Origin of the sequence: Chryseobacterium hilariae (assembly GCF_051400735.1) — a bacterium.
Lineage (GTDB): Bacteria > Bacteroidota > Bacteroidia > Flavobacteriales > Weeksellaceae > Chryseobacterium.
The window spans coordinates 267,244-290,744 of record NZ_JBLFFJ010000002.1 but is presented as its reverse complement, the minus strand read 5'-3'; the positions used below and the strand labels follow the sequence as shown (position 1 = coordinate 290,744).

Here is a 23,501-nt window from a genome sequence, read left to right as displayed (position 1 = left end):
ATAAAATGAAAAAGATATTATTATTAAGTATAGCATTGGCGACATTGACCGTTTCATGTCGTGAAGAATTTCTTGAAACTGTACCGACTGAAACTATTGGGGATGCTCCGGCACAAACCAAATTAAATGGTCTGTATCTGATGATGATCAATACAGGAACCGGGGGTACAGATTTGGATCATGATGATTTCGGACAGAAAGGGTATGATATATACAGTGACCTTCTTTCTCAAGATATGGCTCTTGAAGCCGTGAATTATGGATGGTATGTTAACATAGCTAACATGGCTGGACAGGTTGATTTTACCAATACAGTAAATTATAAACCATGGAGATATTATTACAGAGTTATCGCAGGCGCTAATGACGTAATTGATGCGCTTGGAGGAACGGACTCAGTTCCGGCTTCTGATACAGATAAATATGCAATGGGACAGGCAAAAGCTCTACGTGCTTATGCTTACTTTTATCTAATGCAATTTTATACAAAAGGATATAATGCTGCTGAAGCTGCTATTCCTGTATATACTAAATCGCAGATGCCAGCTGCACCAAAATCTACACAAGCAGAAGTGTATGCTCTTATTGTTGATGATCTAACTAAAGCTGTTGATTATTTAGAAGGTTTTGATAGAGCAAATAAAGGTATGATTGATCAAGGTGTGGCAAAGGGACTTTTAGCCTATACTTATGCAGCTACGGGACAATCTGCACAAGCAGCAGTTTTATCAAAAGATATTATTGCTAATTATGGATACCCTGTCACATCAAGAGCTCAGGCTGTTAGAATGGCTCAGGCTCCAGGTGCTGCACCTAGTGGAGGTGGATTTAATGATCTGGGAACTCCAAGCTGGATGTGGGGCTTTGATATTGAGGTAGTTAATGGTTTAGATCTAGTAAGCTGGTGGGGACAAGTAGATGTATTCACATACAGCTATGCTTCAGTAGGAACTAGAAAGGGGATAGATTTAGGATTATACAATAGTATGAGACCTGATGATATCAGAAGAAATCAATTTGTTGTAACAAATCCAGCACAAAACTATCCAGGGAACAAATTCTTTGACCCTAACAGAGTTGGACAAGGACAGAGACAAATTACCACAGATTATATCTATATGAGAGCTGACGAGTTCCATTTACTGGCAGCAGAATCGCTTGCTAAGTCAGGTCAGGAAGGTGAAGCAAAGACAATTCTTAAGAACTATCTAGCAAACAGAATTACAGATGTTTCATACATTGATGGTTTAAGTGGAGCTGCTTTGCAGGCTGAAATCTATAAAAATACTCGTTTAGAATTCTGGGGTGAAGGTAAATCTTACTTAGCATTCAAGAGAAATAAAGCTACAGTTACAAGAGGATCAAACCACTTGTTCTATGTAGGTCAGTCGTTCCCTTACAACGACGACAGGGTATCTTTAAAAATTCCACAAGAGGAAATTTTAAATAATCCTAATTTCTAATAAATACAAAGAGACTGTCCTTAAAAAGCAGTCTCTTTTTTATGCAAATAAAAAGCAGTCTCAAAATTGAGACCGCTTTTTTTATTAAATTTGCCATACAAAAATGAATAATGAAGTACATCCTTATTATAATAATCTTCTTCGGTTTTGTAGCGAAGGCCCAGGTAGTCAATAAAACAGATATCAAGAGCCAGCAAAAAGAAGAAGACACCCTTGTCATAGACACAGGAAAAAAAGATTCACTTAAAATCTTTAAACCTACTATTAATGATTATCAGTATCAGACCCAGTTTTCTGAAAAGAAGATTTTTGATACCGTGATGACGTTTGATAAGACCCATATCTTTTCACAGTATAACAATACAGACAACTTTGGAAGAGCTCAGGTAGCCAATATAGGGGCAGGATTCAATCCTTTGGTGTATGAAGTGAATCCGGAGCAGAACCTCTCTTTGCTTCCTTCCAATAAAGCCTATATGATTATAGCTGCTGATGATGTGAAATACTATGATGTAAAAACACCTACAGCCGCTTTCATCTATCATACTGCCATGAAGAATGGAGCTGCATTGAAATCTACCTATACCCAGAATATTGGGAAAAGATTCAATTTTGCCCTTGAATATATGGGGCTTCGTTCCCAGGGGTTTTATAGAAATTCATTGGCTTCCAATAATAATACTTTATTTTCGGGGCATTATGTTTCCAAGAGTGGAAATTATGAATTGTTTGCTCATTACCTTCACCAGAATGTCAACAACCAGGAAAGTGGCGGAATCACAGAAGATGATCTTTTTCAGAGTGGTGACAGCAATTATAAAAACAGACAAAATGCCCAGGTCAATCTGGCTTCATCCAGCTCTCAATATTCGTACAGGAGATATTTTCTGAGCCATCAGTTCACGCCGTTCAATTCAGAAAAAATTCCATTCAGTATAAGACATACTTTGTCTCATCAGGGTAATAAATATTTTTACAATCAGGGAGCAGTAGAACCCTACTGGTATGATAACGTTTCAGAATTAACTAACGGTTTCCCCCTTACTACAAAAAAATATTCAGATAACTTCAGCAATACTGTCAGCCTTGTTTTCGATAATGAAAAATTCAAGCTTGATGGTGGGGTACGTTATCAGATGCTGAAATTCGGAGTGAGAGACATTAATACAGTAAATGGTACAGCTCTTCCGGGTGAGTTTAAAGAAAACAGGATCGGAGCCGTTGGAAACTTACAGATTAAACTTTGGGACAAGTTCCAGTTGAAGTCCTTTTTAGAATTTTCTAATGGAAGCCAGTTCGGGAGCTATCTGAGAACTGCCAATAACATAAAGTTTGAGCCGGTAAAAGATTATTTTGTAAATGCAAAAGTAAACTTCCAGAGTGCTTATCCATCATTTAATTATCTTTTAAATACTTCCGTTTACAATAAATACAATTATTATCTGGAAAATGCCAAAAATCAGACTGTTACAGAGATCGGAGGGAGCATTAATCTAAAATGGTTCAAAACAGAGATTTTTGCCAACTATTTCAGAATAGATAATTACACTTATTTCAATGCTGACGGAACGCCGGCACAGAGCAGCAACCCGCTGAACATTTCCCAGATCGGAGGAGACGCTACATTCAGTTATGGAAAATTCCATCTTAATACAAGGCTGCATTTCCAAAACGCACTGACGAATAAAGAGTTGCTACCAATGCCAAGTTTTATAGGAAGAGCCAATTTCTTCTTCCAAAGCCAGGCATTTAAAAAAGCAGCAGAAATTCAGGCAGGGCTGAAGGTCTATTATTTCTCAAAATTTGCTTCAAGAGATTATTTCCCTATTTTAAACGAATATATTCTTCCTGATGCAAATTCATTCTCTATCGGAGGACAGCCTATTGTAGATCTTTATATTAATATGAAGGTTAAAAAAATGTTTTTCTATGTAGAAGGGCAGCAGATAGGAACGTTAATTTCCAACAATAAAGCATACGCATTTCCACATTATCCGGTTTATGATTTCAGATTAAACATTGGTATTGTGTGGTATTTGTTCAACTAAAAGCAAAACAGCGTTGAAAACAATAAATAAGATATCATTTAATGATATAGAAAGCATTCCTCAATTGGTAAAAGATTTTCTGAATCAAAAAATTGAGGGCTTTGAAAAAAACACCTTTTCTTTAGATCACTTTAAAGATCAGCTTCATTTCAAACAGAATTCTTTTACACAGGATCAAAGACAAATCTTAGCCAATGTATTGGAAACACAACTTTCAGAGCTTACCCTTTCTTCAAAACAGAAAGAAAATCTGGAAAACCTGAAGTCACCCAACACATTTACTATAACTACCGGACATCAGTTAAATCTGTTTTCCGGACCTGTTTTTTTTGTCTATAAAATTTTACAGACCATTAAAACATGTACTTACCTGAAAGAAAACTTTCCGGATTTTAATTTTGTTCCTATATACTGGATGGCTTCCGAAGATCATGATTTTGCAGAAATCAACCATTTTAAAACCGAGCATAATTATTACGAGATCAACGAGAAATCCGGCGGTCCGGTAGGCAGGATAACGATCAGCGATACATTCTTTATTTCTGAATTTGAAAAAGAATTTAAAGATTCCGTATTCGGGACAGAGCTGATTTTGATGATGAAAGAAGCATATAAACTCGGCAATACATTGACAGAGGCCATTAAAATTTTAGTGAACAGGCTTTTTTCTGAATTTGGACTGTTGATTATCGATGGTGATTCCAAAGAACTTAAAAACCAGATCAAGGATATTTTCAAAGATGAACTGCTGAATTCCAGCTTGCAGAAAAGCTCAAAGGAAAAAGTAGATTTTCTAACGGAGAAATATGGAAAAGTACAGGTTAATCCACGTGATATCAATCTTTTTTATCTTTCCGAAACAAGAGACAGAATCGATTTTGATGGTGAAAAATATATAGTAGTAGACACTGATAAAAGATTTACGCGGGAAGAAATACTTCTGGAGCTGGAAAATCATCCGGAAAAATTCAGTCCGAATGCTTTAATGCGTCCTGTCTATCAGGAAAAAGTGCTTCCCAATTTAGCATACATCGGAGGAAATGCTGAGATTATGTACTGGCTGGAACTTAAAGACTACTTTGAAGCAGTTAATATTCCTTTTCCTGTTTTGATTCCAAGGAATTCCATGCTTTTCATTAAAGAAAAAACAGTTGGGAAAATTGAAAAACTGAATCTTAATATCAAGGATTTCTTTGAAAACTTTACGGCTATTACCAATCAGAAAATTTTAAAAGAGAGCAATATATTATCGCTACTGGAAGAAAAAGAAATACTTTTAGAGAAAAACTTTTCCGAACTGAAATCGATAGCAGAAACTACAGAACGTTCTTTCGGAAATATGGTAAAAGCAGAAGAAGTAAGACAGCTGAAATCATTTAAAAGAATGAAAAAACGTTTGCTGCATGCCGAAAAAATTAAACAGGGCGAGCTGCTTGAAAGACTGGAAAACCTGTTTTTAGATGTTCATCCTTCAAAAACATGGCAGGAAAGAGTCTATAACTTTAGCGTATTCTTTTCAGACTATGGCTATTCATGGCTTGAAAATTGTTGGGAAGAAATGGTGGTTCAAGAATCCAAATTAATAATTGTTGCCATTTAATTTTAAAGAAGTATTTTTGTAAATTATAATTATCGAGTATGATAAAGAGGTTTTTTATTTTGTCCAGTTTATGTATGGTTTTGGGGATGTCTGCCCAGAACTCACACACCGTTGTAAAAGGAGACAATCCTTATAATATTGCAAAAAAATACGGCATTACTGTAGACGAACTGTTAAAGCTGAACCCAAAATTCAAAGACGGTAAGCTGGCAATAGGAGACGTGGTTAAAGTGAGAGCTGAAAAGCATACTGATCCGGTTTCCAAACCTGCAGTTGTAGAAAAAGCAAAACCAAGCCATTCAAATGCCCAGGTTGGAAAAATTATTCTTCAGCCTAAACAGACCATTTACGGAATTACCAAACAATACCGTATCTCTGAAACAGACTTAAGAAAGCTGAATCCGGAACTTGATACCCACATGAAAATAGGGGATGAGATCACTTTACCTCTTGAAAGCATCAAAAAATATGGCGGAGAGCAACAGGCTGTTCCTGCGGCTGTAGTTACTAAACCAACGGAAACTCATAAAGAGACATCCGCAGCAGTGACAACATCAGTAGAAGGAGAAGCATATGTGATCCAGTCAAAAGATAATTATTACAGAATTACAAAACAGTTTGGAATCAGTCAGCAGGAACTTTTTGCCTTAAATCCAGGATTGGAAGAAAAAGGTCTTAAGCCAGGCGAAACCATCAAAATAAAAAGAACAAATACGGATGCAGGCGTGGTTTCCGAACCCGTAAATCCGAAAACAAAAATAGATTCAGGAAGCGAAAAATCTACTACAGAAACTGTAACTGCTGTGGCTGATGATTACGTTACCTATACCGTTCAGCAGGGAGATACTGTATTCTCTATAATTAATAAATTCGGAGTTTCAATTGATGAGCTGATTGCTCTGAATCCTGATCTTTCCAAAGGATTGAAAGCAGGGATGGTTTTAAAGATTAAAAAACAGGATCCGGCTTATGTGAAGAAAAGCGGAGATGCATTAAGCGTTGTTTTAATGCTCCCTTTCGGATACAGTACAAATGAAACCCAGTACAGATCAATGGCGCTGGATTTCCTTACCGGAGCTAAGCTAGCCATTGAAAGAAATGCAAGAGGCGGGCAGAAGCTTGATATTAAAATTGTGGATTCTGGAAACGAAGCCTCATTTAAAAACTCAATGGCCCAGATCAATCCTGATAATACAGATCTGATTATCGGCCCATTCTTTAAATCCAATGTGATTGATGTTCTTGATTTTACCAAGAACCAGAAAATTCCGGTTGTGGCACCTTTTGCTAACTCTCCTGAACTGTACAATTATAATAACCTGATCATTGTTGAAACCAATGACCAGACTTATGCAGATAAAATTGTTGAAGAAGTTAAAGCTGTTTATTCGGATCAGAAAATATATGTAGTGGCTGACAGCAAAAAAGAAATTGCAAACTACATTAAAGGAGGTCTTGAAAAAGCCGTTAAAAATCCAAATATAATGGTGGTGAATTCTCCTGCAGAAATTCAGTTGGATAAGAATATGATGACAGGACAATCCGCTCCGGTTATTGCAATTCTGGCCAGCGATAACGATGCCGCCGGAGAAGCTTTTGCCAATAAAACAATTGCTCTTTCCAAAGAAGTACAGGGAGTAAAAGCATTCAGCATGTATTATTCTCCTGTTTTTGAGAAGAAAGTAGATGAGCTGAGCCAGGCAAGCCTTGTGTATCTGATGGACAGAAAGATTAATGCAGAAGGTAGTTTTGAGAAAGAAATCTTAGCTGCTTATAAAAGCAAATACTGTAAAACACCTCCAAAATATGCAATCGTAGGTTTTGATGTTGTGAATGACATGCTGACCAGAGAAAATAAAAAAGGAGAGATCTTTAAACAGATGAATAAAGTTCAGACCCAGCTTGCTACCAAGTTCGAATTTGTAAAATCTAAGGCAAACGGAGCTTACGTAAATACCGGATACCGTGTGATAAGATTAGTTCCTTAACCGATTTATGCCTTTTTAAAAGGATATTTTTAACATTATCTTTATATTTGCATAATATTTAATTCAATACATGAAAGCACTTGTATTTCCTGGGCAGGGTTCTCAGTTCGTAGGAATGGGAAAAGAATTGTACGATTCTAGAAAAGACATTAAGGACTTAATGGAATCTGCCAATGAAATTTTAGGTTTCGATATTCTTACCTTGATGTTCAACGGTACGGATGAAGATCTTAAGAAAACAGAGGTTACCCAGCCCTCAATATTTATACATTCAGTAGCTGCTTTAAAAGCAGTGAACGGTCTTGGAGCTGAAATGGTTGCAGGACATTCTTTAGGAGAATTTTCAGCTTTAGTAGCCAATGGAGTTTTATCCTTTGATGACGGCCTGAAACTGGTATTCGAAAGAGCAAAAGCAATGCAGGAAGCCTGTGATGCCAATCCGAGTTCTATGGCTGCAATTTTAGGTCTTGAAGATGCTAAAGTTGAAGAGATCTGTGCACAGATCAGCGGTATTGTGGTACCGGCCAATTACAACTGTCCCGGCCAATTGGTAATTTCAGGAGAAACACCTGCAGTAGAAGAAGCCTGCATAAAGCTTAAAGAAGCAGGAGCAAAAAGAGCATTGCTGCTTCCTGTAAACGGAGCATTTCATTCTCCGCTAATGCAACCGGCGCAAGAAAGGCTGGCAGCTGCGATTGAAACAACAAAATTCAGAAAAGCAACTATTCCGGTATACCAGAATATTACAACTACAGCCGTGACCAATCCTGAGGAGATTAAACAAAATCTAATCGCTCAGCTTACAGGCCCTGTAAAATGGACACAGTCTGTTCAGAATATGATCAAAGATGGTGCCTCCAATTTCGTAGAAGTGGGTCCTGGAAAAACCCTTCAGGGACTGATCAAGAAAATTGACGGTTCTGTAGATGTTGCTTCTGCAATCTAATTAAAAAAAATATGAGCGGAATATTTTCACCGGGAAAGCTTATGCTTACTTCAGAATATTTCGCGATAGACGGAGCTCTTGTCCTGGCGGTACCCACCAAGCTTGGACAAGAGTTTTTTTTTGATGAAAAAGACAATGGCGAATCCCTAATCTTTTGGGAAGCTTATCATCAGAACAAACTATGGCTGAAGGCTGTCATTGATTATAAGAATTGGCAGATCCTCGAAGCCAATATTCTCTCAAGCGCTGAATTTATTCTGAAAACCTTAAAAAATGTTCAGCAGCTTTCTAAATTCAGATTCAAGAGTAATTTTACCTATCATCTGAAGACGAATCTTCAATTTCCTGCAGACTACGGACTGGGGAGTAGTTCTACCCTAATGACCAACCTTGCGGAGTGGGCAGATATTGACCCTTTTCACCTCAACAGGATAAGTCTGGGCGGAAGCGGTTATGATATTGCGGTTGCAAAAGAAAAATCCGCTGTCCTTTTTCGAAGTAAACCTGACATCAGTTATGAAAAAGCAGATTTCAATCCATCATTTAAAAATGAACTGATTTTTATCCATTTAAATCAGAAACAGGACAGCCGGGAAGGAATCAGTTTTTACAAGTCGAAGCCAAAGTCTCAAATCCTTGTTGATGAATTTTCGGATATCACAAAGAAAGTTTTGTTATGCAGAGAATTGGAAAATTTTTCTCAACTGATGATGATTCATGAGCAAAAAATATCAGAATTCCTTGAAATACCCACAGTTAAAGAGAAGTTTTTTTCAGACTGTCCCGTTTTTGTCAAAAGTTTGGGAGCCTGGGGTGGAGATTTTGTGATGAGTGCCAAATTTCACGGCTATAAGGACTATTTTTGGGGAAAAGGTTTCAATACTGTTTTTGAATGGTCTGATATAATTAATTTATAATCAGTAATTTACAATCCCGTTTTTTTATTTGTCATTCTGACTTATATCATTATATTTAAACCACCTTTAACAAATAATTAATATTAATTTTGTTGAGCCCAATAAAGAAATAGAAAATATAAGTAAAATGAAACACGCTAAAATCATCCAGGATTTAGAAAAATTAGGGATTAAAGGGAATTATGAAGTCGTCTATAACCCGTCTTACGAAGAGTTATATCAGGCTGAGGTAGCTCCTGAAAATCAAGGCTTTGAGAAAGCTGAACTTACGGAATCTGGTGCAGTATCAGTAAAAACCGGAATTTTCACAGGTCGTTCACCTAAAGACAGATACATAGTTCAGGATGATGTTACAAGAGACACAATTTTCTGGGATGGGAAAGTAAACCTTCCTACTACAGCAGAAAATTTTGATGCTTGTAAAGGATTAGTGCTGAACCAGCTTTCTGAAGCTAAAAAAATCTATGTCGTTGATGCTTTTTGTGGTACCAATACAGATACCAGATTAAAAGTAAGATTTATTGTAGAAGTAGCGTGGCAGGCGCATTTCGTTACTAATATGTTTATCCGTCCGTCTCACTATGAGCTTGAAAACTTTGGAGAGCCGGATTTCACAGTAATCAATGGTTCCAAAACAACCAATCCAAACTGGGAAGCTCAGGGCTTGAACTCTGAGAACTTCATTATGTTCAATCTTACTGAAAAACTACAGATCATCGGAGGTACTTGGTATGGAGGTGAAATGAAAAAAGGGATGTTTGCCATGATGAACTATTACCTTCCATTGAAAGGAATGGCTTCTATGCATTGTTCCGCCAATGTTGGAGAAGATGGTGATGTAGCTCTTTTCTTTGGTCTTTCCGGAACTGGAAAAACAACTTTATCTGCAGATCCTAAGAGATTCCTGATCGGTGACGACGAGCACGGTTGGGATAACAATGGTGTATTCAACTATGAAGGAGGATGCTATGCTAAAGTAATTGACCTTTCAGCAGAAAAAGAACCGGATATTTTCAGAGCGATCAAAAGAGATGCGCTTCTTGAAAATGTAGTGGTAAACAACGGAATCGCTGATTATACCGACGGTTCTATCACTGAAAATACAAGAGTATCTTACCCAATTTACCATATCAATAAGATTGTTCTTCCTTCTAAAGCAGGACATGCTAAGAAGATTGTTTACCTTTCTGCAGATGCATTCGGAGTATTGCCTCCTGTTTCTATTTTAGATGAAAACCAGGCACAATACCACTTCCTTTGCGGGTATACTTCCAAATTAGCTGGTACAGAAAGAGGAATTACTGAACCGGAACCATCTTTCTCTCCTGCATTTGGAGAAGCGTTTCTTACTCTTCACCCGACAATGTATTCTAAAACATTGATTGGTAAAATGAAGGAGCATGGAGCGAAAGCCTATTTAGTAAATACTGGATGGAACGGAACAGGAAAAAGAATCTCTCTGAAAGATACAAGAGCGATCATTGATGCAATCATTGACGGTTCTATTGAAAATGCTCCTAAAACCAGAGTTCCAATCATAAACCTTGAAATTCCTACAGAGCTTCCGAATGTTTCTGAAGGAATCTTGGATCCAAGAGAAACATATAGCAATGCTTCAGAATGGGAAGAAAAAGCAAGAGATCTTGCTGCAAGATATATTAAAAACTTTGAGCAGTACTGCGATACTGAAGAAGGAAGGAAATTAATTGCTTCCGGACCTCAGCTTCAGCAGCAGACTATCTAATACAATAAAAGCCTCATCATCGATGAGGCTTTTTATTTATATATTAAAATTATCTCAATTTTCTGAGAACGATATTATTGCCAGTCATAAAACGAAACATTTAGTCTTAGAAATGCTTAGTGGAATCGAAGCATTTTAAAGTACCAGGTCCTTATTAGCTTACTGTTTTCAAGCTTAAAATCCCCAACTTGTACCCATCCATTCCAAAGCCTGATAATACTGCATCTGTATTGGCTGCTGTTACAGACTTCTGACGGAATTCCTCTCTTTTGTAAATATTACTGATATGGACCTCTATTTTCGGTTTTCTGATATTTTTCAGACAATCCGAGATGGCATACGAATAATGAGTATAGGCTCCGGGATTAATTACCAAAGCATCAAAGTCATCTTCCTGTAACCTGTTGATAATCTCTCCTTCAATGTTGGACTGATAATAGCTTAATTCATGAGATGGAAATTCAGTTTTTAATTTTTCCAAATACTCCTCCATGGATATGCTTCCGTAGATCTCAGGTTCTCTTGTGCCCAAAAGATTCAGATTGGGACCATTTACAATTAAAACTTTCATTCTATAAATTTAAATAGTTTAGTTCTATTTTCGAACCTTTTTTTTCAGTTTTAGGTAAATTGCATTATCTATAATGATATTTATCATGTTTGGCTATTTCGTAATTCTGTAACTGTTTGCTACAGCGAGCATTGATTAAGTTTTTAAGTTAATTTTTGAAAATATTTCATAATAAATTTTAAAGTCTACTTGTTTTGTAGACTAATTGTTTTTAGATTTGTAAACATATTTCGATCGGCTTATAAAGAAAGATGGAGGGAACTGACCCTGTGAAATCTTAACAACCTGCCCCGAGCAAGGTGTTACATTCAGCCTTTAAAGGAAAAATAAGCATTTGGTTAATCGTATTTATCGATGCCCTTTGCTGTCTTTTCTGCAAAGGGCAAATTTTTAATATGTGATAAATAAAATTGATTATGATTAGTAAAAATTTAATTAACTCTAAAATTTGGATTCCTCCGGTTGCCGTATTTTTCTTAGGAATCTTCAGTGTCAATGCACAAGAAGTAAAGCCGAAAAAAGATACGATTAACGAAAAGGAAATAGATGAAGTGGTTGTCATTGCTTATGGTAAAGCAAAAAGAACAAGCTATACAGGTTCAGTGGCCACAATCTCCAGCGATAAGATCAATAACAGACCGGTTACCAATATTACAAAAGCTCTGGAAGGCCAGGTTCCCGGTGTTCAGGCTGTAAGTGCTTCCGGACAACCCGGTTCAACGGCTTCTGTAAGAATAAGGGGAGTAGGTTCTATCAGTGCTTCCAGTGATCCTCTTTATGTGGTAGATGGGATTCCTTTTGACGGAAATATCAACTCCATCAGCCCGAATGATATAGAATCCATCAGTGTTCTGAAAGATGCTACGGCAAGTTCATTATACGGTTCAAGAGGAGCTAACGGGATTATCATCATTACAACGAAATCCGGTAAGAAGGGAGAATCAAGAATCAATTTTAATATCAGTCAGGGATTTTCCAGCAGAGCGGTAAAAGATTATAAGCAGGTAAGTACAGATGAATATTTCCAGCTGTATTGGGAAGCGTTGAGAAACGGATACAAATCCGGACAGATATCTTCCCAGCAGGCCGGGCAAATGGCAAGTAATAATCTTGTGAATGCTCTGGGGATAAATCCTTACGGAACCGGATTTCCAAATCCTGTGGGAGCAGACGGAAAGCTTCTCCCTGGAGCAAAAGCATTATGGAATGATGATTGGCGGGATATTCTTCAAAGAACAGCTTCCAGAAGTCAGGTTGATTTTGATATCAGCGGAGGCAGCGAAAAAAGTAATTATTTCTTTTCATTAGGATATCTTGATGACAAAGGGATTGCTATAGAGTCCGGCTTTCAAAAATTTGCAACCAGGCTAAAAATTAATTCAGAAGTAAAGAAATGGCTGAATGCAGGAGTTAATTTAAGTTATACAAACAGTATCCAGAATGCCCCGCCGTCTTCAGATTCCAGAACCGACAATATCATCAATGCAGCAAGAGTTATTCCGTCTTTCTATCCGTATTATGAAAGAAATGCAGATGGAAGCTATGTGCTGGATGCGGGAGGAAATAGAATTTATGATTTCGGGAAATACAGGCCCACAAGTGCATTACAGAATCAAAATGCAGCGGCAACGCTTCCTTTAGATAAAAATGAAAATAAAGAAGACAATTTCTCGGGAAAAGGATTTTTAGATTTTACTTTCCTTCCGGAACTGAAATTTAAAACCAGCTTTTCAGTTGATCTCGTGAATTATAACGGTCATTATTATTCAAATCCACTTGTTGGAGAGGGGAGTGAGATCGGAGGCTCTGTAACGAGATCAAACAGCAGAACGCTTTCCTATACCACAAGTAATATTCTGACTTTTGATAAGAAGTTCGGGAAACATCACCTTAATGTGTTGGGAGGGCAGGAATTTTATAAATATGATTATCAGACGATATCCGGTTCCAGAAGCCAGTTTTCTCTTCCTTACTATTACGAGCCTGATGCAGCTGCTTTGTTGGGAAGCTTCAGTGGAAACAGGGATAAATTTTCTTTATTGAGTTTCCTGGGAAGAGCGGAGTATGATTTCAACAATACTTACTTTTTATCAGTATCTGGAAGGGCGGACGGCTCTTCAAGGTTCTTTGCAGATAACCGATGGGGAAAATTCTGGTCAGTTGGAGGTTCATGGAAAGTTTCAAATGAAGATTTCATTAAAAATTTAAATGTCTTTAATCAGCTAACATTACGTGCAAGTTATGGTGGTCAGGGAAATGATAAATTAAGGAGGCCTAATGGATCTTCACTATACTATGCTTATCAGGAATTATATAAATTTTATAATAATCTTGGCGAGCCGGGAACTGTACTTGAAAAAGTACAGACCAATGATGTAAAATGGGAAACCAATCTTAATTTAAATGTAGGCCTTGAGTTTGCCATTCTTAATAACAGGGTGAAAGGTAACGTAGAATATTTTAAACGAAAAAGCCAGGATCTTCTGTTTAATATGCCGGTTGCGCCATCCCTTGGGATCAGTGATTTCCCGTTTAATGTCGGAACAATACAGAATACAGGTTTTGAGTTTTCATTGTTCACAACGCCAATCAAAAATGATAATTTCCAGTGGAATGTGGATGTGAACCTGAGTACTTTGAGCAATAAGATTACAAAGCTTCCTAAAGGGTCTGTAATTACCGGAACAAAGCGTCTGGAAGTGGGCGGTTCGATCTATGATTTCTTTATTCCTGAATGGATGGGCGTTGATCCTTCCAATGGAAAGCCTTTGTGGAGATATATCTACCAGGATGCGAACGGAAATACAGTGGACGGAACAACCTCAGAATATGCAAAGGCAACAAAAACAGTACAGGGATCTGCACTTCCTAAAGTGACGGGAGGAGTTACTACAAGTGTTGCCTATAAAAACTTTGATGTATCGGGATTGTTGACATTCAGCATCGGTGGAAAAATCCTTGATACGGATTATACATCATTAATGTCTAACGGAAGCGCTGGCGGACGTGCATGGAGTGCAGAAATGCTGAACAGATGGACTCCGGAAAACCCAAATACCGATGTTCCTGCATTAAGTACAACAACGAATAATTGGACTTCCACTTCTTCAAGATTTTTATATTCCGGAACCTATGCAAGACTTAAAAATGTGAGTCTGGGCTATACCCTTCCTTCAGATTATTTTGAAAAGCTGGGCCTGAAAAAGTTTAGAATTTATGTTCAGGCAGAAAATCTTCTGACCTTCTATAAGCATAAAGGAATGGATCCGGAACAGGCACTGGATGGAACAACCTATTACAGATATCCCGCCATGAGAACGATAACTTTCGGTCTTCAGGCGACTCTTTAACCTATTAAAATTGAAACAATGAAACAATTAAAATATATATCTTTTGCCCTGATCGCAGCATGGTCACTGACAAGCTGTGAAAACGAACTGGAAACAGCTCCTACAGATCAGGCTAACGGTGCAGAGGTTTTCAAAACGGCCGAAAGCGCAGAAACGGTGATCAATGGTGCCTGGGCAAAATTGAATGATGACGGGCCAACTTACGCAAATATTGGTTATTCAACGGTTTTGAGAACAAGTGATGCTATGGGAAATGATGTAGCGGTTCTAACCAATAAATACGGGTTTCCGTCTGCCTATGCCTTTACGGAAATGATCAACAATACAGCTTCCAGACCGCAGTTTATATGGTCGACATTATATTCAACAATTAATAATATGAATAATGTGATCACTCGTATTGACCAGACCGAAGGAAGCCAGGAGAAAAAAGACCAGGTAAAGGGACAGGCTAAGGCATTGCGTGCTTTCTGTTATCTGAATTTGGCCAGCTTTTACCAGTTCAGTTACCTGAAAGACAAAACAGCTCTTACGGCCCCGATTTATACGGAGCCATCAACAATCAGTTCTGTACCGAAGAAAAAAGCAAGTCTTGAAGAAATTTATACCCTGATTAAAAGTGATCTTACAGACGCGGATAATCTACTGGTTAATTATACTCGAAACAACAAAGATAAGATCAACAAAGCTGTCGTAAACGGACTTTTGGCTAGAACCTACCTGAATACCGGAGAATGGAGCAAAGCTGCTGCTGCAGCAAAAATAGCCAGAGCAGGCTATCCATTAATGTCGCCTGAAAAATATAAGGAGGGATTCAATGACATTAACAACGGAGAATGGATCTGGGGACACGGACAGACTCAGGAACAGTCGGGAGCGAGCTATGCTTTCCACTATCTTGATGTATCGTCTTCGGGAAGTTATTATTACAGCTTTATGGCAGATCCGTTTTTCAAAGATCTGTTTGATACAAATGACATCAGGTCCCAGCTGTTTCAGTGGGATGGTCTGCCGGGCAGGGAAGGGCTGTTAAGGTATTCCAAGTTTAAATTTAAAACAGGACTTATCGCAGATATTGTACTGATGAGAGCCGCAGAAATGTACCTGATCGAAGCTGAAGCAGAGGCAAGAAACGGAAATATTACCAATGCCGTTACAGTTTTAAATGAAATGAAAACAGCTAGAAATGCCAATCCTTACACTGGATCTCTTGCCCAGGATGAGGTAGTAAAAGAAATCCTGATTGAAAGAAGAAAAGAACTTTTCGGGGAAGGATTCTCTCTTTCAGATATTATCAGAACACAGGGAACTATAGTGAGAAAGCCTTATGTAGATGCCAGCGGCCAACCGATAAAAGTACAGATTACCACTCCTGATGGAACAGTGAAAACAGTGAACGGAAGAGGGCATTCTGTTTTTAATTTCCCGGATCAGTCTGCTTTTGCACCGAACAGTAGATATTATTTGTTCAATATTCCGCAGAAGGAGGTGGAGAATAATCCGAATTTGTAGTTTTATTTAGATTTGATTTTTTTTAGCCATCGTTTTTGCGGTGGTTTTTTTGTGGTAATAAAAAGACTGCCTGTAAATCAGGCAGCCTGTGATTAGATTGTCATATAAAGAAACTAAATTAATAGCTGATATATTTTATTTTTACCAGGCTACCCCCTGGATATTTTCTATTTTATTTATTTTTTTACAACGCAAAAAACCATATTTTGTTCGAAAATTATATTTTCTCATTTCTTTTTTTTTCCATATTAATTTAGAATACAATAAGTCTTCATTATTACTATAAAGTTTTATAAAATAATTTCCTTTAAAAAAGTTTTCAAATATTTCTTCGATACTTTCAAAAAAATAATTTTCGTTAAGGTTAAACTGAATTTTAATAGAGTCTTTTTTCAAGTCTATCACAAGAAGATTTTCATTAGTTTCTTTTTCTAAATAAATTGAGGATTTATCTAAATTGTCATTTTCATTAAATCGGTATTCTATTCGTTCAAGATACTTAAATTTTCTTTCAATAAAATTTTCCATATTATCTATTTAACTTTATATTTCCCCCAATCTTTAATATTTGGAAAAATATGTTTATTGAAGCTTCCCATTTTTTCAATATTAAAATGTACTGGATATCCTCTTCCTCCTCCAATTTTAGGCAAACTATGTTTTTCAAATCTAATCATAAATTTAGTTGGTTTGTCTAAATAACCTAAACTAAATTGGCCTCCTACTTTTGTACTATACATAAATTTCGCTCCAGAAATAAATCTATTTAGAGCTGCTCCTCCAACGTAATTTGACATAATATCAAAACTTGGATCATACAATGCGGGGCTTTGTAACTGATTGTGCATTCTATATCCATAACCTTCTTGATTTCCGTACGGCCCATAAGTATGTTTTACATCTGTGCTTTCTAATATTACGTAAACATCTTTTCCTCCAAATTGAGTTTTTTGTAGAATATAATCTGTCTTATCCCCACCAACATCATTTATTTTCTTGCCATTTTCATCGTAACCATTATCAGGTTCCATATCCCCAGAATGCATCGCGTGATTTAACCCAGCAACAATACCCCCGATTAATGCTCCTTCCCAAAAGTTACCTCCTGAAAGTTCTGAGCCAACACCTCCTGAAACAGCACCAAAAAGTATTGTTCCAACACCACTTTGCGAAAAACTACCAGCTACGGCCTTAAAAGCTGATGCTCCCAAACTTCCTAATGCTCCTGCTACAAAAGCCTGTTCAAAAGTTCCACCCTGCATTAAAGATAATATTCCCTGAGCATAACCATGTAAACCTGCCTGTGCAACACTTAGCCCGGCTTCCATCATAAATCCGGAAAAGCCTTTCGCAGCCTGCGCTACTTGCAATGCCGGCTGAAAGAGCTGGCCTATACCAAAAGTGACGGCTCCTGAAACAGCCCCAAATATGGTGGATTTTAGGAAATTTCCTATATTCCAGTAATCGCCAGATACTAAAACTCCAATTGAGTAGGCTGCTGCTCCAATGATTGCACCAATAATAACGGCCGATAAAAATTCACCAAGACCAAAAATTTCTCCACTTGGATCATTGTACATTAAAGGATTGTTCAGTACGTAGCCATACTTGTTATAGTTTTGAGTATTGTACGGTTCCTGAATATTCTCATCTGCATTTAAAAATCTTCTTAATAAAGGGTCGTATAATCTACCGTTCATGTGAATAATACCAACTTCAGCAAAATGCTCATGGCTGGTGTATCCTCTATCTATTAACAACGAAGTATTATCAATAATATTTTTATCAGTGACAATTGCTCCGGTTCCAATTTGAAGGTGAGTGAAATTTCCCCATGCATCATAATGTCTCTGTTCTAATTTATTTCCGGCTTCATCACTGATAGCCAAAATACTTCCTAAATAATCTTTGTGAAGGAACTTATATGAACCACTGGTTTCAGTAAAGTTCTTTAAATAAACAATATTACTTTCGTATGGTGTTCCGCCAATATAAAGAATATGTTTTTCTTTTCCGGTTATATTATCTTTAAGAACTTCAAAGCTTCCATCTTCGCTGTAGTATTTGGTGAATTTACCTTCCTGATCGGGATCAAAATTTCCACCGTAGCTTACTTTCTGTCTCATGTTGGTGAGTCCGTACTGAAAGGCTACATCCCCTTTTTCACCGTTAATAAAGACAGGGTCATTATTTTCATTATAAGCAATGCTTTGGATAAGGTCATTATTGTAATTCTGTGTTCCTGCAGCATTAAGGGTCATTCCTGTTGGCTGATAGATCTTCGCTGAATTATCAAATTTAATTTTTCCTACCTGATCATTCTCTAAAATTCTTCCTTTAGCATCATATATATTTCGGTTGGCTAATGGCTTAATTCCATTTACAGGATTGGTCCAGTTTACTAGTCTGTTGTTGTCATCATAATCGAAGGCTTCCGTAATATTGAAGTCTCCTCCTGTAGTTCTGCTGTTTAGTTCATTTTTAATAGCATCAAACTTATAGAGGATATTTAAAAGACTTGAATTAATTGGTGAACTATGTTTTATTTCTGCCAGGAAACCAGCACTGTCGTACCTATTGTTAATATCTGTTGCTCCCAGCTTTGCCCGGATAACCTGTCCCTTTTCATTGGTTTCATTGAGCTCCCAAAGTAATTTTCCTGAATTTTTATCTTTTATCTGGTAAAGTTGTCCGTTCCAGGTACTGTAAATATTCTCTATATTTATTTTGGTCAGGACACCGGAAGAATAGAGGTTTTTTTCATAAGAAATAACTCTATTTTTATCATCATACGTAATCCCTTTCTGGATGAAATATTTACCATTACTGCTTTCGGATGTAGACAAAACTCGTCCTTGTGGATCAAAGGAAATAGCCGAGCTGTATGCTTTTCCTTTTGAAGTTCCTGATCGGGAAATTACTCTTCCTTTATTGTCGTAAGTATAAGAAATATTCTTATCAGTAGCCTGACCGGCATCAGTGGTAGAAATTTCTTTTTGAGATATAAGCTGACCTACACTATTGTAAGTATATTCTTTGGTCCCTTTAGGACTGGTTATTTTTTTGATTAATCCAAAGCCAGTATATTCATATTTATAAGTGCCATTAGAAGGGTCATGGATTTCTGACTTTCTGCCCCATGAATCATATTTTGTTGTAACTACGTTTTCGGCATATTGAGCCTTGATTTGCTCCCCGGCAGCATTGTAAGTGAAAAGAATTGTGCCTCCCTTATCTGTACTTGAAATTACATTACCTAATGCATCTGTTGTTTTAGATGTTGTTTTATTGTAATTATTAATCTCTCTTATTGTTGTAGTATTTCCTGAAACGCTTGTTTCTATTTCCTTACCATTGAATAATACTGCTTTTGCTTTTGCCGGAAATATAGAATCATCATAAGTGATCAGATTACCCAGTGAGGGATAACTTCCAAAGTAAGGCTCAGTTTCACCACGCTTTCTTCCAATATCATCATAAGTAAATCCTTGGCTTACAAATTTATCTCTTTCAAAACCTTTTACGGTTGTTCTGTAATTTTGCCCTATTGAGTTTGTAAAAGTTGTTTTTTCATTTCCATCGGGAGTGTATTCGGTGACTTTGGTATATCCAAATGATTCACGGGCATACACATAAGTTGTTGTACCTCCGATATTTGTTTTGGACTTCATTAATTTTCCCCATTCATCATAAGTATTAATCAAAATATTGCCTAAGGGATCAGTTTGTTTTAAAACCTGTCCAAAGTCATTATACTCAATCTTAGTCTCTAGTCCTAAATTATCAACTTTATTTACGACAAACCTACCTTTTGGATCATATTGGTTGGTACTTGTCTGTGTTTGTGAATCAATACTGTTACTGATTATCTTTTGGGTTATATTTCCAAAACCGTCATAATTATAGGTTTCAAGTAGATAGCCTGTATTATCTCTGTTCCATGTTTTAAGCGTTTTTAAAAGATTATTTTCATAACTATATTCTTCCTTTGCGGATTTAGTGTCGCCATAGGCCTGAACAATATCATTTTTTAACTTTGGACGGCCAATATAATAGTCAGATCCAATACCTGATGGATTATGGGTATACTCAAATAAGGAAGTGTTGATCGCATAATTTCCATTAAATGTAGATACAGCTTGTGCGGGGAGGTAATAATCACCATAAGTGATGGTATTATTTGTAACAGTATTGGTTAAGAAGTCTTTACTTTTAGTAGTTTCCGGTACAATAGCAGTTACAATTTTAGGCTGGTCACTTTGCTGAATATTAGTAATGACTTGCCCATTTAATAATTTGTCTATCTTATATTTGGTTGACTTAAATGATAAAAGCTGAGTGTTATTTTCAGAAATATCAAGAGGGATGGCTTTAGCAGGGTCAGTTGTCTTAATAGACCATTCTTTGACAGGAAGTCCTTCGGTAGGATGAATTTCTGAACCTGACCAAACCTTTGAGTTAATAAGTTCATCAGTATACCATGATGATCGGGCTATCTGGCGGAATCCAATTATTCCTCTTCCATGAAAATTTGCTATTAAATCACGATATCTGAAATCTTGTTTTCTGCTTCCTTGCAGAAGTTGTGTAACAACAGATTTTGAGGAAATATTTTTTATGTTTGAATAAGGATAAGTAGCATTGTTATCTGACTGATAAAAAGCAGATGTATTATTATTTCCTGAATCTAAATCATTATATGAAACAGAGATGCTTACCTCTCCCTGAGTAATACTGCTGACAGCATATTTTTGTGGCAGGTTAAAATAATCATAAGTAAATAAGGAAGTATCTCCATGCTTGATCATAATAAACCTGTCAATATTGTGTACCCTTGCTGAAATATTAATAGGAACAAAATGAGCATCACTGGTAGATTCAAAATTATCATTATAGCTCTCTCTAAAAATGATAGTCCCTGCTGAGTCACTGCCCTCATTCACTTTGACTTTTAAGCCGAAGCTTGAATCTCTATTTGCGCCAAGGTCATGTTTTCTATAAGTTTCAGATTTTATATTAATGAAATCATCCTTTCCATCACCATTTACATCTTTAGCAAAATTATTATAAATTATTTGCCTTCTGCGGCCCGAATCACTGACATATGGACTTTTCCTGTATGTTAGGAAATTACTTATATACTGTTCTTTAAAGTTATCATTTCCTTTATTGATATACAACCTCCAGTTAGTTGTCTCTTCAACATCTTTTTCTGGAACTGCAAAATCTACTTTTCCGTCACCATTTAAATCACCATATACAAGACCTTCCTTTTCTCCATTGAAATTAACTAAGGGTGTATTGCCTGCTGGGTTACCGCCTTTTAGTAATATATAAAAATATCCATTTCCTTTATCAATAAAATCTGATTTACCATCACCATCAATATCTAAAATATCGATGGTGGCAAGATCTTTACCAATACCTATTTCTGTGATCTGATTGGAATTATTTTCCGAGAAAAGATCAATAGTATAATTCTGATAATAGACATCACAGTTGGTTTCCATAGTAGGGATCTGGTTCTGGCCGCCAGAATAAATATAGGAAGTTGTACATCTGTTATTTGCTACTGAGAAAGCAAGTTCAGAAATCCTATCACCATTTAAATCTATTTCCTTTACTGATCCTAAAGATGTGCTTATATCCTCATAGCCTTCAAATAATCCTGGGTTTGGAGGATAAGTTCCTGTTCTATCATAAAGGTTAGCCGGAATCTCTTTTTGCTTAACTAGGGTTAAGATATTATTCTTTAATACGTACGCTTTGAAAACAAGTTTTTTATTGGGCAAAGGATCATTAGTTTCCTTGTAAGTGATAATTCCCTGGCTGGAAGAAATTTTATTTTCATTGTCAAGTATTCCGCCTGCAATTGTTCCGCCACTCAAATTTTCATCAGAAACCTTTACCGGGGTAAATCCTCCATCTAGTTTATTAAATACTATGTAGGTTCCTCCTGAAGTTGGTTCGATATAATTTCCTTGACTTTGGCAATTTCCGTAATCATCGGTCTCTAGGCATTCATAATAACCAGGGCTTCCTGTATTATAGTAGAGTAAATCTACTCTTCCATCACCATCAAAATCACCTAGTTTTTGATTTTGCGAAATTAAATTTGCATTTAGCTCTTGTTTATTAGCAATCTGATTAACAGGAGGTTTTAGAAATTTGACTGGGTTTGCAATTCTGTAACTACCTGGGAATTGATTATTAGCAGTTCTTTCTGTTATACTTTGTACAAAATCATATTTAGAAATTGCTGGATCAATAGAATAGTTAACGGTATATTTTTTGAAAAGAATTTTACTAGCATTTACAGTAATATCACTTAATCTTTTTCCTTGAATGAATAATTCTCCTTTTATATATGAGGTTTCCGTAAGACTTCTTTGTTGATAATCAAACTTTATCTCATTGAAATGAGGTTTGTTTAAAGTTTGATTACCTCCCCATTCTATTGAGGAAATAACACTTATATTATTATTTTGAAGATAATTGTATGTAATGTAGTTTCCTTTTTTATCTTTCCATTTTACAATATTATATTCTAAAGGAGTTCTTGCAAAGCTTTCTCCTGGAGCTATAGAACCATACCATGCCATAGAACCGTCTTCGAAGGTTATTTCCCAATACTCAGGTCCTTGCCAATTTTTTCCACTAATACTTCCTAATGATTTGATTTTAGTGTTAGAGTATTTTTCTGTTACATATTCAGCTCCATCTTTTCCATATTCTCCAGTCTTCAGAACGAGTCTTTGACCATTGAAACTATAATAGTCTGAGTAATCAAGCTGTAGTCCTTTTAATATACCATCCTTTTCTATCGTTTTTCCTGTTCTTGAAATAGATGTTATACCCGAAAAATTCCATCCATATCCAGCGATTCCGTTTCCTGCACCGCTTGTATAAATGAGATCTATCTGTGGGGCAACACTTTTTATTGCAGGTGGCAAAGCTATTGGCAAGGTAAACTGCAACTGCCCACCATTAGTTACTTCTATATTTCCTTTGGTGTCATGGAAGTTACCCATGTCTGTTTCTACTGTATAAGAGGGATTATTCGCTCCCGCATTAGAATCTACAGGGCCTCCTCCCGGATTTTCTGTACTTGGTCCAATTTTAGCAACAAAAGGATTGGATACATTTGATGTTGCATGAAATCCCTGCGCCAAAACGACGGTCTGTGGATCCTGTACCGTTCGTGATGTATTTTCTGCCTGGTAGAGTATGGTCTGTGAAAAGCCCAAAACTGAACATAAGGACAGTATAAATGATAAAATAAATTTCATTTTTATTGTATAATAATTATAATGAATTGTTGTTAATAAAGAAAATCAATAGCATTGGTAAATTTTAATTTTT

Annotated in this window: 12 protein-coding genes and 1 riboswitch; of the genes, 9 read left to right on the top strand and 3 right to left on the bottom strand. The window is 36.6% G+C overall.

Annotated elements, in window-relative coordinates:
* Positions 1-5 precede the first annotated feature (5 nt).
* The 7 genes from ACMGDK_RS08140 (at position 6) to pckA (ending at position 10,706) form a co-directional block, all read left to right on the top strand.
* Positions 6-1,463 (top strand): RagB/SusD family nutrient uptake outer membrane protein, encoded by a 1,458-nt coding sequence (locus ACMGDK_RS08140; protein WP_436807469.1) that lies wholly within the window; start codon positions 6-8, stop codon positions 1,461-1,463.
* 110 nt (positions 1,464-1,573) lie between these two features.
* The gene (locus ACMGDK_RS08135; protein WP_436807468.1) at positions 1,574-3,511 is read left to right on the top strand and encodes a putative porin; all 1,938 of its coding nucleotides are present in this window, start codon (positions 1,574-1,576) and stop codon (positions 3,509-3,511) included.
* A gap of 13 nt (positions 3,512-3,524) precedes the next feature.
* Entirely contained in the window at positions 3,525-5,111 is a 1,587-nt protein-coding gene (gene bshC / locus ACMGDK_RS08130; protein WP_436807467.1) for a bacillithiol biosynthesis cysteine-adding enzyme BshC, read from the top strand.
* A 38-nt stretch (positions 5,112-5,149) separates the two neighbouring features.
* Positions 5,150-7,099 carry a LysM peptidoglycan-binding domain-containing protein gene (locus ACMGDK_RS08125; RefSeq protein ID WP_436807466.1) on the top strand — a complete coding sequence of 650 codons (1,950 nt, stop codon included), beginning with the start codon at positions 5,150-5,152 and terminating at the stop codon, positions 7,097-7,099.
* A gap of 70 nt (positions 7,100-7,169) precedes the next feature.
* Positions 7,170-8,045: an ACP S-malonyltransferase gene (gene fabD / locus ACMGDK_RS08120; RefSeq protein WP_426047740.1), complete on the top strand. Its 876-nt coding sequence runs from the start codon at positions 7,170-7,172 to the stop codon at positions 8,043-8,045.
* 11 nt (positions 8,046-8,056) lie between these two features.
* Positions 8,057-8,962, top strand: coding sequence for a GYDIA family GHMP kinase (locus ACMGDK_RS08115; protein WP_436807465.1), 906 nt, complete (start codon positions 8,057-8,059; stop codon positions 8,960-8,962).
* Between the two features lie 127 nt (positions 8,963-9,089).
* A complete protein-coding gene (pckA, locus tag ACMGDK_RS08110) occupies positions 9,090-10,706 on the top strand; it encodes a phosphoenolpyruvate carboxykinase (ATP) (protein ID WP_436807464.1) in 1,617 nt (538 codons plus the stop codon).
* A 154-nt stretch (positions 10,707-10,860) separates the two neighbouring features.
* Here the strand turns inward: pckA and ACMGDK_RS08105 are convergent, their stop codons facing one another.
* Entirely contained in the window at positions 10,861-11,277 is a 417-nt protein-coding gene (locus tag ACMGDK_RS08105) for a type II 3-dehydroquinate dehydratase (RefSeq protein ID WP_436807463.1), read from the bottom strand.
* 236 nt (positions 11,278-11,513) lie between these two features.
* Positions 11,514-11,610: riboswitch (SAM riboswitch) on the top strand.
* A gap of 83 nt (positions 11,611-11,693) precedes the next feature.
* Between ACMGDK_RS08105 and ACMGDK_RS08100 the strand changes: the two genes are divergently transcribed.
* Together ACMGDK_RS08100 and ACMGDK_RS08095 are read left to right on the top strand one after the other, a co-directional pair.
* Positions 11,694-14,627 carry a SusC/RagA family TonB-linked outer membrane protein gene (locus ACMGDK_RS08100; protein WP_436807462.1) on the top strand — a complete coding sequence of 978 codons (2,934 nt, stop codon included), beginning with the start codon at positions 11,694-11,696 and terminating at the stop codon, positions 14,625-14,627.
* An 18-nt stretch (positions 14,628-14,645) separates the two neighbouring features.
* The gene (locus ACMGDK_RS08095; protein WP_436807461.1) at positions 14,646-16,139 is read left to right on the top strand and encodes a RagB/SusD family nutrient uptake outer membrane protein; all 1,494 of its coding nucleotides are present in this window, start codon (positions 14,646-14,648) and stop codon (positions 16,137-16,139) included.
* A gap of 141 nt (positions 16,140-16,280) precedes the next feature.
* Here ACMGDK_RS08095 and ACMGDK_RS08090 read toward each other — a convergent pair whose 3' ends face one another.
* Both ACMGDK_RS08090 and ACMGDK_RS08085 read right to left on the bottom strand, forming a co-directional pair.
* Positions 16,281-16,667 (bottom strand): hypothetical protein, encoded by a 387-nt coding sequence (locus ACMGDK_RS08090; protein ID WP_436807460.1) that lies wholly within the window; start codon positions 16,665-16,667, stop codon positions 16,281-16,283.
* Between the two features lie 5 nt (positions 16,668-16,672).
* Positions 16,673-23,428, bottom strand: coding sequence for an RHS repeat-associated core domain-containing protein (locus ACMGDK_RS08085; protein ID WP_436807459.1), 6,756 nt, complete (start codon positions 23,426-23,428; stop codon positions 16,673-16,675).
* Positions 23,429-23,501: the final 73 nt, after the last annotated feature.

Bases quoted from the DNA above. Each gene is read 5' to 3' on its own strand.
- ACMGDK_RS08115 (WP_436807465.1), top strand. From the start codon at position 8,057: ATGAGCGGAATATTTTCACCGGGAAAGCTTATGCTTACTTCAGAATAT.
- pckA (WP_436807464.1), top strand. From the start codon at position 9,090: ATGAAACACGCTAAAATCATCCAGGATTTAGAAAAATTAGGGATTAAA.
- ACMGDK_RS08135 (WP_436807468.1), top strand. From the start codon at position 1,574: ATGAAGTACATCCTTATTATAATAATCTTCTTCGGTTTTGTAGCGAAG.
- ACMGDK_RS08085 (WP_436807459.1), bottom strand. From the start codon at position 23,428: ATGAAATTTATTTTATCATTTATACTGTCCTTATGTTCAGTTTTGGGC.
- ACMGDK_RS08125 (WP_436807466.1), top strand. From the start codon at position 5,150: ATGATAAAGAGGTTTTTTATTTTGTCCAGTTTATGTATGGTTTTGGGG.
- ACMGDK_RS08105 (WP_436807463.1), bottom strand. From the start codon at position 11,277: ATGAAAGTTTTAATTGTAAATGGTCCCAATCTGAATCTTTTGGGCACA.
- ACMGDK_RS08090 (WP_436807460.1), bottom strand. From the start codon at position 16,667: ATGGAAAATTTTATTGAAAGAAAATTTAAGTATCTTGAACGAATAGAA.
- fabD (WP_426047740.1), top strand. From the start codon at position 7,170: ATGAAAGCACTTGTATTTCCTGGGCAGGGTTCTCAGTTCGTAGGAATG.
- ACMGDK_RS08140 (WP_436807469.1), top strand. From the start codon at position 6: ATGAAAAAGATATTATTATTAAGTATAGCATTGGCGACATTGACCGTT.
- ACMGDK_RS08100 (WP_436807462.1), top strand. From the start codon at position 11,694: ATGATTAGTAAAAATTTAATTAACTCTAAAATTTGGATTCCTCCGGTT.
- ACMGDK_RS08095 (WP_436807461.1), top strand. From the start codon at position 14,646: ATGAAACAATTAAAATATATATCTTTTGCCCTGATCGCAGCATGGTCA.